Source organism: Microbacterium sp. No. 7 (assembly GCF_001314225.1).
GTDB lineage: Bacteria > Actinomycetota > Actinomycetes > Actinomycetales > Microbacteriaceae > Microbacterium.
This window is the reverse complement of record NZ_CP012697.1, coordinates 339681-354449: the sequence shown is the minus strand read 5'-3', so window position 1 is coordinate 354449 and position 14769 is coordinate 339681. Positions and strand designations below refer to the sequence as shown.

11 protein-coding genes are annotated in these 14769 nt (G+C 73.9%); all 11 read right to left on the bottom strand.

The annotated features are described in order from the left end of the window. Positions 1-2: 2 nt before the first annotated feature. On the bottom strand, positions 3-1028 hold the full coding sequence (locus AOA12_RS01520) for an ABC transporter permease (RefSeq protein WP_082405852.1): 1026 nt from the start codon (positions 1026-1028) through the stop codon (positions 3-5). Then, the gene (locus AOA12_RS01515; RefSeq protein ID WP_054679174.1) at positions 1025-1957 is read right to left on the bottom strand and encodes an ABC transporter permease; all 933 of its coding nucleotides are present in this window, start codon (positions 1955-1957) and stop codon (positions 1025-1027) included. The genes AOA12_RS01520 and AOA12_RS01515 overlap by 4 nt, the downstream gene beginning before the upstream one ends. A gap of 308 nt (positions 1958-2265) precedes the next feature. Beyond that, positions 2266-3816, bottom strand: coding sequence for an MFS transporter (locus AOA12_RS01510; protein ID WP_156366346.1), 1551 nt, complete (start codon positions 3814-3816; stop codon positions 2266-2268). Positions 3817-4003: 187 nt separating this feature from the next. Next, on the bottom strand, positions 4004-4894 hold the full coding sequence (locus AOA12_RS01505) for a DUF1684 domain-containing protein (RefSeq protein WP_054679168.1): 891 nt from the start codon (positions 4892-4894) through the stop codon (positions 4004-4006). Between the two features lie 42 nt (positions 4895-4936). Beyond that, positions 4937-6316: an NtaA/DmoA family FMN-dependent monooxygenase gene (locus AOA12_RS01500; RefSeq protein ID WP_054679165.1), complete on the bottom strand. Its 1380-nt coding sequence runs from the start codon at positions 6314-6316 to the stop codon at positions 4937-4939. A 16-nt stretch (positions 6317-6332) separates the two neighbouring features. Beyond that, positions 6333-7622, bottom strand: coding sequence for an LLM class flavin-dependent oxidoreductase (locus AOA12_RS01495; protein ID WP_054679162.1), 1290 nt, complete (start codon positions 7620-7622; stop codon positions 6333-6335). A gap of 460 nt (positions 7623-8082) precedes the next feature. Next, entirely contained in the window at positions 8083-9213 is a 1131-nt protein-coding gene (locus AOA12_RS01490; RefSeq protein ID WP_054679159.1) for an LLM class flavin-dependent oxidoreductase, read from the bottom strand. Then, a complete protein-coding gene (locus AOA12_RS01485; RefSeq protein WP_054679155.1) occupies positions 9210-10844 on the bottom strand; it encodes an ABC transporter substrate-binding protein in 1635 nt (544 codons plus the stop codon). Before AOA12_RS01485 ends, AOA12_RS01490 begins: the two co-directional genes overlap by 4 nt. 67 nt (positions 10845-10911) lie before the next feature. Next, a complete protein-coding gene (locus AOA12_RS01480) occupies positions 10912-12648 on the bottom strand; it encodes a dipeptide ABC transporter ATP-binding protein (protein ID WP_054679151.1) in 1737 nt (578 codons plus the stop codon). Beyond that, complete coding sequence (locus AOA12_RS01475) at positions 12645-13589, bottom strand: ABC transporter permease (protein ID WP_054679148.1); 945 nt, start codon at positions 13587-13589, stop codon at positions 12645-12647. Before AOA12_RS01475 ends, AOA12_RS01480 begins: the two co-directional genes overlap by 4 nt. Continuing rightward, positions 13586-14731, bottom strand: coding sequence for an ABC transporter permease (locus tag AOA12_RS01470; RefSeq protein ID WP_082405851.1), 1146 nt, complete (start codon positions 14729-14731; stop codon positions 13586-13588). Before AOA12_RS01470 ends, AOA12_RS01475 begins: the two co-directional genes overlap by 4 nt. Positions 14732-14769: the final 38 nt, after the last annotated feature.

Below are 14769 nucleotides of genomic sequence, written 5' to 3'. Positions count from 1 at the left end.
GGTCACCACGCCCGCGAGATGAAGGTGCTCACGCGGTTGGCGGCGAGCACGACGAGCACGATGAAGACGCCGGGCAGGATCGCGAGCCACCACGCCGTCGAGAGGTAGGTGCGCCCCTCCGAGACGAGCAGGCCCCACTCGGGCTCGGGCGGCTGCACGCCGAAGCCGAGGAAGCTGAGCGCCGAGATCGACAGCAGCGCCTCGCCGAACTGCAGCGCGATGAGCGCGACGACCGGCACGATCGAGTGCGGGAAGACGTGCCGCGGCAGGATGCTCCACCAGCGCAGGCCCGAGAGGCGGGCCGCCGTCACGAAGTCGGACTCGCGCACCCGCAGCACCTCGGCGCGCAGGATGCGGGTGAACGCGGCGACCGAGCCGAGCCCCACCGCGATCGCGATGTTGAGGGTGCCGTAGCCGAGCGCCGTGACGATCATGAGCGACACGAGCAGGCCGGGCAGGGCGAGGAAGACGTCGACGAAGCGGCCGATGACCTCGTCGACCCAGCCGCCGAGGTAGCCGGCGAGCACGCCCAGCACGGCGCTCACCGAGAGGCCGAGGACGACGGCGAGCAGCGATGCGATGAGCGTGTTGCTCGTGCCGTGCACGAGACGCGAGAACTGGTCGCGGCCGAGGTTGTCGGTGCCGAGCACGTGCTCCGCCGACGGCGGCTGCAGCTTGCCGACGAGGTCGGTCGCGTACGGGTCGACCGCGGTGAACAGCGCCGGCCAGAACCCCGCGGCGATGACGGCGAGCAGCAGCAGCGCCGAGACGACGAAGGTGGGCTGGATCGCCTGCGCGACCCACTCGCGCCGGATGCGCCAGCGGGGTGCGGCGGTGAGCGCCGCGGCGCCCGGGGGCGCGGCACCCGGCGCCGCGGTGCCGGAGGCGGCGGCGTCCGGCACCGCGGTCCCGGAGGCGGCGGCATCCCGCGTCCCGGCATCCTGTGTCGTCCCGGCATCCTGTGTCGTCCCGGCATCCTGTGTCGGAGGGGTCCCGAGCGGCCGGCGCTCGTCGAGGTGCGTGCTCATGCGGTGACCAATCTGATGCGGGGGTCGATGCGGGGGTACACGAGGTCGACGGCGAGGTTCGCGAGCGCGAACAGCAGCGCCGAGATCGCGACGACGCCCTGCACGACGGGGATGTCCTGGTTCACGACGCCGGCCTGCAGCACGCGTCCGAGGCCCTGGCGCGAGAACACCGTCTCGGTGATGACGGCGCCCGCGAGGATGCCGCCGATCGACATGCCGACGATGGTCGCGGCGGGGATGATCGCGTTGCGCAGGCCGTGCGCGAAGAGGATGCGCGACGTGCCGACCCCGCGCGCCCGCAGGTAGGCGGCCTGGGGTCCGTGCCGGTACTCGTAGAGCGTCTTGGTCGTCACCTGCGCGATCGCGGCGCTCGCGGGGATGCCGGACGTGAGCGCCGGCAGGATCAGCGCACGGAACCCGTCGTTGCCGACCGCGGGCAGCAGGTGCAGCTGGAACGCGAAGATCTGGATGAGGATGAGTCCGGTCAGGAACACCGGCACCGACAGGAACAGCGACGGCAGCGAGAACAGCAGGTTGCGCAGCCACGCGCCGCGCACGGTGTTCGCGAAGATCGCGACGCCGATGCCGAGCACGATGCTGATCGCGAGGGCGAGCGCGCCGAGCGCGAGCGTGTGCGGCAGCGCGCCGCCGATGATCTGCGTGACGGGCACGCCGAGCTGCGTCGAGACGCCGAAGTCGCCCGTGACGGCGCGGAAGAGCAGCGTGACGTACTGCTCGACCGGTGAGCGGTCGAGCCCGTAGCGCTCCTCGAGCGCGGCGCGCAGCGTGTCGTTGGTGCCGAGGCCCGACGTGCCGAGCAGCGTCTCGACGTTGCTGCCGGGCAGCAGGAACAGCAGCAGCCACGTCACGGTGAACGCGGCCCACACCACGAAGATCGCGTAGACGACGCGACGTGCGACGTAGCGCATGCGACCACCTCCTCACTGTTCGGGACCCGCGGCGGACGCCGGCCGGGTTGCGCACTAGAGCACCACGGGGCCCGTGCCGGGCGGACGCGGCGTGGTCACATTGCGCAAAGAGCGGTCACGGAGCGCAAGGGCGCGTCGACGGCATCCGTCGCTGCGGTGGCCTGCGGTGCCCACGGGGTTCGGAGAATCACGCGGAGTTCGGACGATCTCGGCGGCATCCTCCGGACCTCGCGCGATCCTCCGAGGCCGGTGAGGGCGGGGCGGATGCCGCGGGCGCGGGCCTCAGCCCGCGAGCGCGGGCGCGGGGCTCAGCCCGCGGGGGCGAGCGCAGCGGCGGCGCGGCGGAGCGACACGTCGCACGCGACGATCGCCGAGACGGCGACGGCGGCCGCGCACACGAACAGCGCGCGCTGCAGCGACGCGGGGGTCGCGACGCCCGTCGCGCCGAGCAGGATGCCGGTCGCGAGCGCGACGGCATAGGTCGCCGAGAGACGCTGCGTGAGCTGCAGGAAGGATGCCGCGACGCCATGCAGCCCGTGCGTCGCATGGGCGAGGGTGAGGGCGCGCAGGGTCGGCTCGACGAGCCCGCCCGCCGCGCCGAGGCCCGCGTTCGCGACGGCCACGACGACCAGCAGCGCCGCGAGGTCGAGCGCCGGGGCGGCGAGCGCGAGGGTGCCGCTCAGCAGGGTCTCCAGCGCGAGGCCGCCGATCACCGCGAACGCGCCGAACCGCGCGAACATCCGCTGGCTCACGGCCGACGCCGCCATGCGGCCCAGCGCCCCGGGCAGGAAGATCGCCGCGACGAGGATCGCGGGGGCATCCGTCGCCTGCAGCAGATACAGGGTGAGCACGGCGCTCTGCGCGAGCAGCGCGCCGAACCACAGCAGGGCGACGACGTTGCCCGCGAGGAAGCCCCGCGAGCGCAGCAGCAGGGGCGTGAACAGCGCCAGCCCGCCGCGGCGCGTGTACGCGCGCTCCCACAGCACGAGGGCGACGGCTGAGACACCGCACACCGCGAGCACCGCCGTCTGCACGCGCGCGTCGAGCCCCGGCTCGATGACGGGCAGCATGAGCAGCACGACGAGCGTGCCGAGCAGCACGATCGCGGGGAGGTCGAGCGTCACCCGCGCGGCGCGCACGTCGGTGCGGGGCACGCCGCGCCACGCGAGCACGCCCGCGACGACGACGAACGGCAGCGGTGCGGCGAGCACGCACCGCCACGCGACCGCCTCGGGAACGCTCGTGAGCAGGATGCCGGCGACGAGCGGCCCCACGAGCCCCGCCGCCGCGCCCACCGCCGAGTACGCCGCGAACGCGCGGATGCGGTCGGCGCCGCGGTACAGGTCCTGGATGACGCCCAGCACCTGCGCGCTGATGAGCCCCGCGCCGAGGCCCTGCACGAAGCGCCCCGCGACGACGGCGGTGACCTCGGGGCCGAGCGCCGAGAGCATCCCGCCGGCGAGGAACACCGCGAGCCCGGCGAGGAACAGCCGGCGCCGGCCGTAGGCGTCGCCCAGCCGGCCCCCGGGCACGAGTCCGAGGCCGAAGGTGAGCGAGAACGACGCGAGGAACCACTGCACCGCCGACGTCGGCGCGGCGAGCGTCGACGCGAGCGACGGCGCCGTGTAGGCGACCGTCGTCGCGTCGAACAGCGTCGCGAACCCGGCGGCGAGGCACGCCCACAGCGCCGCACGGCGGTCGGACGCCGCGGCGTCGTCCTCCCCCGGGGCGTCGCTCCCGCCCGGGGCGTCCCTCCCACGGGCCACGTCGCTCCCGAGGGAGACGTCGTTCCCGAGGGAGACGTCGTTCCCGAGGGCCACGTCGTTCCCGAGGGAGACGTCGTTCCCGAGGGCCGGCACGCCCGGCATCCGCCCTCGGGAACGCGCGATCTCCTCGGGAACGCCGCGCCCCCGCCCCGGCTCCCGCTTCACGAAGCTCGGAGAAAGTGACGAGCCTCGGATGATCCCCCGGGAATCATCCGAGCTTCGCGCGATTCTCCGAAGCCGGTGGGGGTGGCGGAGGCGCGCGGGATGCCGCGGGGCATCGCTACGCCGCCGATGCGCCGGCGGGCGCGACGAGCGGCGCGTCGGCGCGCACGCGCTGCGTCGGGGTCTTCTCGCCGGCCTCGACGGGGATCGGCAGGCGGTTCTCGACCGGGGGCAGCGGACACGTCGCGAAGTCGGTGTACGCGCACGGCAGGTTCACGGCGCGGTTGAAGTCGATGACCGTGCGGCCCTCGGCGTCCGGCTCGGCGACGCTCACCGTGCGGTTCGCGGCATACGTCGTGACGCCGCTCGTCGCGTCGGTGAACAGCACCGTGAAGCCCTCCGTGTGGCCCGGGAAGGCGGTGAGCCGGTACTCCTCGCCGTCCACCGCGAACTCGAGCACGCCCGGCGCGTCGTACACGTGCGTGAGCCCGTCGACCGCGGCGCCGACCTCGGTCGGCCGCGGTGCATCGAACGCGACGAACCGCGCGGGCACGCGCCACCGCGGCTGCGGCTCGAAGGCGTCCGTTCCCCGATAGGCGGAGAGGAAGGGGTGGTCGGGGCGCCGCGGGCGCAGGATGTCGTGGCCGCTGCGCTTGGCGATCTCGATCACCCCCTCCTCGAACGAGACCGTCAGGCCGCCGCGCTCGGCCAGCACTCCGAACGCGCGCCTGCCCGTGGCGGCCTCGCCGTCGACCATCAGCGTCTCGCCCTCGGCGAGGTCGACGATCGGTCCTTCCGCACCCGTCGACCACGTGCCGGGGATGCCGTCGAACCGCGTGGGCTCGGGAGTCAGCCAGTGCAGGCCCGTGACGGCGAAGAACCCGTGCGGGTCGGTGCGACGCTCCTCGTGCGCGCCGTGCCACTGCCGCCACTCGTCGGCGAAGGCCGCCTGCGCGTCGGCGCTGCTCTCGGCGCCGTCCTCGGTGCGGCTCTCGGTCGCGATGCTCATTGCTCGATGTCCTCTCGGTCAGACTGCGGGTCGGGGTGCGGGTCAGGCCGTGGCGGCCAGGTCGGCGTGGGCGGGTCGTCGCGCGGGCACCGGGAGGCCCAGGTTCTCGCGCAGCGTGGTGCCCTCGTACTCCGAGCGCAGCGAGCCGCGCTCCTGCAGCAGCGGCACGACCTTCTCGACGAACTCGTCGAGGCCGTGCGGGGTGTGGTGGCCGCCGATCACGACCCCGTCGGCGCCGTCGGCCTGCACGAACGCGTCGAGCGCGTCGGCGACCTGCTCGGGCGTGCCGACGAACTGCTCGCGCGTCGAGACCTCGGCGGCGAGCCCGCGGATGCTCAGCCCCTTCGCCTCGGCGAGCGCGCGCCACTGACGCACCGTCTCGAAGCGGTCCTGGTGGATGAACGCACGGCCCTGGATGATCGGCGGCGCCTCGGGGTCGGGGTCGACGTCGGGCAGCGGGCCGTCGAGGTCGTAGGCCGACAGGTCGCGGTTCCAGAGCTGCTCGAACTGCACGAGCACGGCGCGGTCGCTGAGCTGCTGCTCACGGATGTGCGCGGCCCTCTCCTCGGCATCCTCTCGCGAGTCGCCGAGCACGAAGCCGGCGCCGGGGACGATCTTGATGTCGTCGGGATGCCGGCCGTGCGCCACCGCGCGCTTCTTGATGTCGTCGTAGAAGTCGCGCGCCTCGGGCAGCCGCGAGTAGGGCGAGAAGATGAGGTCGGAGTTCGCGGCGGCGAAGTCGCGGCCCTGCGGCGAGACGCCCGCCTGCACGATCACCGGGTGGCCCTGCGGCGAACGCGGCACCGTGAACCGGCCCTCGATGTCGAACTGGTCGCCGTGGTGCGCGAACACGCCCGCCGACGCGTCGCGCAGGAAGCGTCCCGACTGCTTGTCGGCGGCGAGCGCGTCGCCCGCCCACGAGTCCCACAGCTCGCGCACGGTGCGCACGAACTCCTCGGCGCGCGCGTAGCGCTGCTCGCGGGGGAGGAAACCGCCGCGGCGGAAGTTCTGACCGGTGAACGCGTCCCAGCTGGTCACGACGTTCCAGCCCGCGCGGCCGCCGGAGAGGTGGTCGAGGCTCGCGAGCTGGCGGGCGAGCTCGTAGGGCTCGTTGAACGTCGAGTTGAGGGTGCCGACGAGGCCGATGTGCTCGGTCACGGCGGCGAGCGCCGCGAGCACGGGGAGCGTGTCGGGGCGTCCCGCGATGTCGTGCTCGAACACGCGGCCCGCGCGCTCGCGCAGCGCGAGGCCCTCGGCGAGGAAGAAGTAGTCGAACCTTCCGCGCTCCGCGGTCTGCGCGACGTGGCGGAACGTGTCGAACGCGATCTGGCTGCCGGCCTGCGGGTGCTCCCACAGGGTGTGCTCGTTGACCCCGCCGACGTACGCGGCGAGGATGATCTGCTTGCGCTTTCTCGTGGTCATCTCGGTCTCCTGCGGATCAGCCGGCGAGCGCCGGGGCGTAGCGGTTGGGGGCCTGGGCGGTGAGACCCAGGCGGGCGCGCAGCGACACGGGCGCCCCGTCGTCGTCGCTCGCGAGCAGGCCGCGGCGGCGCAGCTCGGGCACGAGGTCATCGGCGATGCGGGGCAGGTCGTCGGTCGCGACGCCCGGGCGCAGCCGCACGCCGTCGTAGCCGGCGGCGTGCAGTGCGGCGATCTCGTCGGCGAGCTGCGCGGCCGAGCCCGCGAACACGCGCGCGTCGGAGGAGAGCGGGCCGCCGAGCGCGTCGAGGCGGGCCAGGCGCGCGGATGCCGGCTCGCCGGCATCCGTCTCGGGAGTGGCCGTCTCGGGGGTGGCCGTCTCCGTGGCATCCGGTCCCGCGGCTGCCGGCCGTGCGGCATCCAGGAACACGACGAGATCGGCGAAGACGCGCAGGCGCTCGGAGCGCTCGGCCTCGGCCTCGATCGCGCGGACCTCGGCGAGGATGCCGGCCGCGTCGGCCGCATCGCGCGGGGTCACGAACACGACGTCGGCCGAGGTCGCCGCGAGACGGTAGGGCTCGGCGGAGTGCGCGAGCACCGTGACGACCGGCTGCCCCTGCGGCGGGCGAGGCGTGATCGACGGGCCGCGCACACGGAACCGCTCGCTCTCGAAGTCGATCGTGTGCAGCCTGTCGGCGTCGAGGAAGCGGTCGGTCTGCACGTCGCGGATCTCGGCGTCGTCCTCCCAGCTGTCCCAGAGCCGCCGCACGATCTCGACGACGTCGGCGGCCTCGGCGAACAGCTCCTCGACGAACCGCCGGGTCCGCTCGTCGGCGAGGTCGAGGGGGATCGCGAGGTCGACGGTCTCGCGGCGGCCGAAGTGACGCGCCGCGTCGGGACGCGCCGAGACCTTCGCGCGCCAGCCCGCCCGGCCCTCGCTGACGTGGTCCAGCGTCGCGACCGCCTTCGACACGTGGAACGGCTCGGTGTGCGTCGTGGTGACCGTCGGCACGAGGCCGATGCGCTCGGTGACCGGCGCGACGCGCGCCGCGATGAGCAGGGCGTCGAGGCGGCCGCGCACCTCGTCGGTGCGGTCGTCGGGCGCGAGGGCGTCGCTCGACTGCAGGGCGAGCTCGTCCTCGATCGTTGCGAAGTCGATGCCCGCGCGGTCGGCGATGCCGATGAGGTCGGCCCAATAGGCGGCGGTGAACAGCTCGTGCGGACGCGACGACGGCTCGCGCCACGCCGACGGATGCCACCCGGCACCCTCCAGCGCGACCCCGAGGCGCAGCGGTTCGATCGTGGTCATCGTGGACTCCTGTTCGTGGTGGACGGCCGTTCGGCGATGTCGTGGTGGGTGGCCGTTTCGGCGGTGTCGCCAGCCTCCCCCGCCCGCGCCCCGCGCGCCCGCCACCCCGACCCCCACCGTCACGCACGGTCACCCGCCGTCACATACGCGCCCGCGGCCCGCGCCCCCGCACCACCCACCCCCGCATACTCCCGCTGGTTGAGTAGCCCGCGTCAGCGGGCGTATCGAAACCCGTGTAACGGGCCGCGGGAAGGGTCTCGATACACTCGCGGCTCCGCCGCGAGCACTCGACCAGCGGGGGTGGATGCACCCGCACACCTTCACCCCCGCATACTCCCGCTGGTTGAGTAGCCCGCGTCAGCGGGCGTATCGAAACCCATGTAACGGACCGTGGCAAGGGTCTCGATACACTCGCGGCTCCGCCGCGAGCACTCGACCAGCGGGTTGGGGGTGGGGCGGCTCAGCCGGCGGGGTTCAGCAGTCCCGCGTCCGGGTTCAGCAGTGCCGCGTCCGGGTTCAGCGGTGGCGCGTCCGGGTTCAGCGGTGGCGCGGCGGGGTTCAGCAGTGGTGCGGCGGCGGGCACGGCGCGGGCGGGTCGCCAGCCGAGGGCGGGGAGCACGGCGTGTCGGATGTCGGCGAGGATCTGGCGGTACTCCTCGTCGGCGAACCCGTAGGGCAGCGCGACCCGCAGCTCCGTGCGGCCGTCGATCGACGGGTCGTCCCGCAACCGCTCGATGATCTCCTCCGACGAGCCGATCAGGTCGCGCTGGAAGGCCACCCGGCGCGAGCCGAACACGGCCGGCGCGACCGTGCGCTCGTGGCGCGACGCCGCATACTCCGCATAGTGCGCGCGCTGCTCGGCGGTCGCCGAGTCGGTCGGCACGATCACCCGCTCCACGCCGACCACGGGCTCGCCGTCGCCGGCGAACTCCGCGTAGTACTGGTCGATGTGATCGCGCTGCGCGGGCTCGAACGCGTCGTGCGCGCCCGCATCCGTCAGGTTGCCGAGCAGCAGCTTGAGCCCGTGCCGCGCCGCCCACGACACCGACCGCGTCGATCCGCCGCCGAGCCACACGCGGTCGCGCAGCCCCGGCACGTGCGGCTCGATGCGCGGCACCTGCGGACCGTACGGCGTCGACAGCGGATCGTCGGCGAGCGCACGGCCCTCCAGCGCCTCCAGGAAGCGCTCGATGAGCGCGTAGGGGTCCACGGCGGCATCCGACCGGCCGAGCGCGGCGAGCAGATCGCCGTGCGGCGACGACGTGCTGATGCCCACGTTCAGCCGCCCGCCCGACAGGGCGTCGACGGTGCCGAAGTCCTCGGCGAGCCGGAACGGCGTCTCGTAGCCGAGCGGCACGACGTCGCTCTCCAGCCGGATCACGCGCGTGCGCTGCGACGCGGCCGCCAGGAACGGCAGCGCCGATGAGACGCCGCGCTCCAGGTGGCGCTGCCGGATGCCGGCGACGTCGTACCCCAGCTGCTCCGAGAGCTCGAACAGGCGCAGCGCCCGCTCCAGCCCGACGCCCGGCTCGCCCTCGGGGTGGTTGCCCGCGAAGACGAGCCCCGCGCGGGGGATCGACGGCACGGTCACTGCGCGTCCTTCCACGCCGCCACGAGCGAGTCGAGACGCGAGTCGGCGCCCAGGCTCACGCCGTGCACGTCCTCCTGCACGCCGAGGATCGACGTCAGCTCGTGCACGGGCACCTGGTAGTACTGGCTCGCGATGCGCTCCTGCGCGTCGGCGAGGATCGCGTCGCGCTCGGCCTGGTCGCCCGCGGCGAGCTGCGCCTGCAGCAGCGCCTCCAGCTCGGGGTCGTCGATGCCGTAGCGCGTCGTGCCCTTCGAGAACGTCGTGCGCAGCACGTCGCCGTCGGCGCGCGACAGGTTGCCGAACGCGATGTCGAAGTCACCGGCATCCTGCTTGGCGAGGTAGTCGGGCACGACGCTGCCGGAGAGGACGATCTCCACACCGATCTGCTTGAGCTGCTGCTGCACGAGCTCGAGCGTCGTCTGGTTGGGACCGAAGTTCGTGATCCAGATGAGCTCGAGCGACAGACGCTGGCCGCCCTTCTCGCGGATGCCGTCGGCGCCGGCCTTCCAGCCCGCGTCGTCGAGCAGCTTCTGCGCCTGCTCGGGGTCGAACGCGAAGTACGCGCTCTGGTCGGCCCACGACGGCGTGTTCTTCGCGAGCGCGCTCGTGCCGACGTTGAACAGCTCGTTGAGCGAGGTGTCGCGCACCTCTTCGGCGTCGATGCCGCGCGCGATCGCCTCGCGCACGACCGGGTCGCCGCCGAGCGGGCTGCCCTGGTTGAACGACAGGCCGAAGCTGATGCCGGGGTTCGCGCGGTGGATGAACGGCAGGCCCGCGGCCTGGATGACGGGCACGTCGCCCGGCTGCACGCCGCCGATGACGTCGAACTGGTCGGACTCGAGCCCGCCCGTGCGCACGCCGGCCTCGGGCACGACCTGGAAGGTCACGCCGTCGAGGTGGGCGGCGCCGTCGTTGCCGAGCGCCGCGGGCGCCCACGCGTAGTCGTCGCGCTTCGTGAGCACGGTCGCGACGTCCTTCGTGTAGCTCTCGAGGGTGAACGGACCGGTGCCGACGACGGCCTCGCCGTCGGCGCGCTCCTCGAACGGCACCTCGAGCGTCGCCGCCCCCACGATGCCGAGGCCGACCGACGCCGTCGCGTTCGGGAACGCCGCGTTCGGGGTCGAGAAGTGCACCTCGACGGTGTCGTCGTCCACGACGACGGTCTCCTCGTAGCCGACGAAGTTGGCGACGGCCTGGCTCAGCGCGCCCGCCGCGATGATGTCGTCGAAGGTCGCCTTGACGGATGCCGCGGTGAACGCCGTGCCGTCGGAGAACGTGACGTCGTCGCGCAGCTCGAACGTGAAGACCGTCGCGTCGTCGTTCGCCTCGAACGACTCGGCGAGCCACGGCTCCAGCTGGTTGGTCTCGGGGTTCTGGTAGAGCAGGGAGTCGACGAGCTGGCGGGTCACGTACCACGTGTCGTTGCCCGAGCCGATGCCCGCCGGGTTGAGCGAGATGGGGTCGTTGCCGATCGCGAAGACGAGCTCGCCGCCCGCGACGGGGCCGCCGGCCGTCGTCTCGGACGGGCTCTCGCTCGACGCGGCGGGCGTCGAGCCGCCGCTCGCGCACGACGTGAGGGTGAGGGCGGTCGCGAGCGCGGCCGCGGCGAGGAGGGGGATGCGGGATCTCATGGTGTGTGTCCTTACTGGTGTGCTGTGGTGTGAGGGTTCGGAGGGCGGCGCCGCGCAGCGCGGCCGTTCATACGGCGGCGCCGCGCAGCGCGGCGCCGGGGATCGCGTCGATCAGGTCGCGCGTGTAGGGGTCGACCGGGTCGCCGAACACGGCATCCGCCGTGCCCGTCTCGACGATGCGACCCGACCGCATGACGGCCACGCGATGGGCGATCTGGCGCACGACGGCGAGGTCGTGCGAGATGAACAGGTAGGTGAGGCCGTAGTGGTGCTGCAGGTCGACGAGCAGGCTCAGGATCTGGTGCTGGATCGACACGTCGAGCGCCGACACCGGCTCGTCGAGCACGAGCAGCTCGGGCGAGATCGCGAGCGCCCGGGCGATCGCGACGCGCTGCCGCTGTCCGCCCGACAGCTCCGCGGGACGCCGCGCGAGCGCCGAGGCGGGAAGCGCGACGACGTCGAGCAGCTCGGCCGCGCGCCGCGCACGGCTGCGACGGTCGCCCTCGCCGAACGCGCGCAGCGGGTCGGCGATGAGCTGCGCGACCGTCCAGCGCGGGTTGAGGGTCGCGTAGGGGTTCTGCTGCACGAGCTGCACGCGGCGGCGCAGGTGCCGCAGCGGCGCGCCGCGCACGGCCGTGACGTCCTCGCCGTCGACGAGCACGGTCCCCGACGTCGCGTCGGCGAGGCGCAGCGCGAGGCGGGCGGTGGTCGTCTTGCCCGAGCCCGACTCGCCGACGATCGCGAGCGTCGTGCCGCGGTCGATGCGGAACGACACGCCGTCGACGGCGCGCTGCACGCCGCCGCCCGCCGCGCGCGGCAGCGCGAACTCCTTCACGAGGTCGCGCACCTCCAGCACGGGCGCGGCGGTGCCGGATGCCGGCTCCGACGCGGGCGCAGCCCCCGATCCCTCCGCAGCCCCCGCGCTTTCCGCACGTCCCGCGCCTCCCGCACCCCAGGCGAGCGCGGGCCCGTCGGCGCTCCGCGGCGCGGAGAGCAGCGTCGCGGCACCGCGGTGCGCGCTGAGGCTCGGCGCCGCGGCGATGAGCCGGCGCGTGTACGCGTCGCGCGGGTCGCCGATCACCTGCGCGGGCGTGCCCGACTCGACGAGCCGCCCGCGGTGCATCACGAGCACGCGATCGGCGCGGTCGGCCGCGACGCCCAGGTCGTGCGTGATGAGGAGGATGCCGGTGCCGCGCTGCGCGCGCAGCTCGTCGAGCTGGTCGAGGATCTGCCGCTGCACCGTGACGTCGAGCGCGCTCGTGGGCTCGTCGGCGACGATCAGCTCGGGCCCGGCGATCATCGCGATCGCGATGAGCACGCGCTGGCGCATGCCGCCCGACAGCTCGTGCGGGTACTGCCGCGCCCGCACGTCGGGGTCGGGCAGGCCCGCGAGCGCGAGCGCCTCGACGGCCCGCTGCGCCGCGGTCGCACGGTCGGCGAGCCGGTGCACGAGCAGCGCCTCGGCCACCTGCGCGCCGATGCGCGCGACGGGGTTGAGACTCACCGTGGGGTCCTGCGGCACGAGGCCGATGCGACGGCCGCGGATGGACGCGAGCTCGGCGCCCGACGCCGTGACGAGGTCGACGTCGCCGAGCAGCGCGCGCCCCGACGAGAGCGACGCGGATGCCGGCAGCAGGCGCGCCACGGCGTGCGCCGTCGTCGACTTGCCCGAGCCCGACTCGCCCACGAGGGCGACGGTCTCGCCGCGCGCCACCTCGAACGAGACGTCCTGCACGGCGTCCACGGATCCGCGCGGCGTGCGGTAGCTGACGCTCAGCCCTTCGACGGTGAGCACGGCGGTCATCGGTCGCTCCGATCGGTGTCGAGGGCGCGGGAGAGGCGGTGGGCGGAGAGCACGGTGAGCGCGATGGCGATGCCCGGGAAGGTGGTGAGCCACCACGCCGAGCGCAGGTGGTCGCGGCCGCCCGAGACGAGCGAGCCCCACTCGGCGAGCGGCGGCTGCGCGCCGTAGCCCAGGAAGCTGAGCGACGACACCGCGAGGATCGCGCCGCCCAGCTCGAGCACCGCGAGCACGAGCACGGGGCCGATCGCGTTCGGCAGCACGTGCCGCAGCAGCACCCGCAGCCAGCGGTTGCCGGAGGTGTAGGCGGCCTCGACGAACGGCGACGAGCGCACGCGCAGCACCTCGGAGCGCATGATGCGCGACACCGAGGCGACGCTCGCGGCGCCCACGGCGATCGCGACATTGACGGTGCCGAAGCCGAGCACCGTGATGATCGCGAGCGAGAGCAGCAGGCCGGGGATCGCGAGCAGCACGTCGGCGAAGCGCATGATGAGGTCGTCGACGCGGCCGCCCGTGAAGCCGGCGACGAGACCGAGGACGGCGCCGACGAGCATGCCGATGCCGACGGCGATCGCCGCGGCCGACAGGGTGAGCGACGCGCCGTGCACGGTGCGGGTGTAGAGGTCGCGGCCGATCTGGTCGGTGCCGAAGAGGTGCTCGGCCGACGGCGGCAGCAGCTTGTCGGCGGGCACGCCGAGCAGCGGGTCGCCGGGGGCGAGCAGCGACGGGGCGATCGCGGCGACGGCGACGATCACGAGCCACACGGCGGCGACCACCACCGTGGGCCGGCGCAGCACGGCGAGCGCACGCGAGGGACGGCGCGTGCCGGTGTCGCCCGCGCGGTCGGCGACGGCGTCGTCGAAGCGGGCGCCCGCGGTCTGCGCGAAGGTGTCCTCCGCCTGCTCGCGCGCGGCGGGAAGGAGCGCTGTGCTGTCGCTCATCGGGTGCCTCCTGCGGTGAGGTGCTTCTCGGGCGCGGACGCCGGGACCTGTGCGGATGCCGAACTCTGCGCGGACGCCGGAGCCTGGGCGGATGCCGCAGCCTGCGGCGCCCCGGACGCCGGAGGCGAGCCGGGACCGGACCCCGGGGACGACGCGGACCCAGATCCCGCCGACGCCCCGGGCGCCCCCGCCGCCGGACCCCGCCCGCGACGGCCCGCGAGCACGATGCGCGGGTCGACGAGCGGGTAGACGAGATCCACGACGAGGTTGGCGAGCACGAAGACGACCGCGGCGAACAGCACGACGCCCTGCACGACCGCGATGTCCTGCTGCTGCACGGCGGCCGCGGTCACCCGGCCCACGCCGGGCCGCGAGAACACCGTCTCGGTCACGACCGTGCCCGAGAGCAGCTGGCCGACGACGAGGCCCGTCATCGTGAGGGCGGGCAACGCCGCGTTGCGCAGGGCGTGCCGCACGTGCACGCGCCATCGGCTCGCGCCCTTCGCCCACGCCGTGTCGATGTACGGCTCGCGCAGCGCGCCGTCGAGGCTCTTCGCGAGCAGCTGCGCGATCGTCGCGCCGGTCGGCACCGCGAGGGTGATCGCGGGGAGCACGATCGCGATGGGACCGCCGTCGCCGACGGCCGGGAACAGCGGGATCGAGAACGAGAACCACTGGATGAGCAGCAGGCCCAGCCAGAACGACGGCACCGCGACGCCCAGCGGCGGCAGGCCGATGAGCACGTTCGCGAGCGCGCGGCTGCGCGTGAACGTCGCGAAGAAGGCGAGGGTGCCGCCGACGAGCACGGCGATCACGAAGCCGACCGCGGCGATCTGCACGGTGGGCCCGATCGCCTCGGCGAGGATCTGCGCCACGGGGCGGCCGCTGACGATCGACGTGCCGAGGTCGCCGCGCAGCACACGGCCGAGCTGTCCGAGATATTGCAGGATGAGCGGCTGGTCGAGTCCGTACCGGGCGCGCAGCTCGTCGAACTGCTCATCCGTGATGTCGGTCGCATCGCCGCCCGCGAGCAGGCGCACGGGGTCGGCGGGCAGCGCGAACAGCACGAGGAACGAGACGGTGTACGCCGCCCAGAGCACGCCGAGTGCCTGCAGCAGTCGCCTGCCGATGTAGCCCGCCATCCGTGTCCTCCGTGCTGTGGTGAATTCGGTGCTGTGGT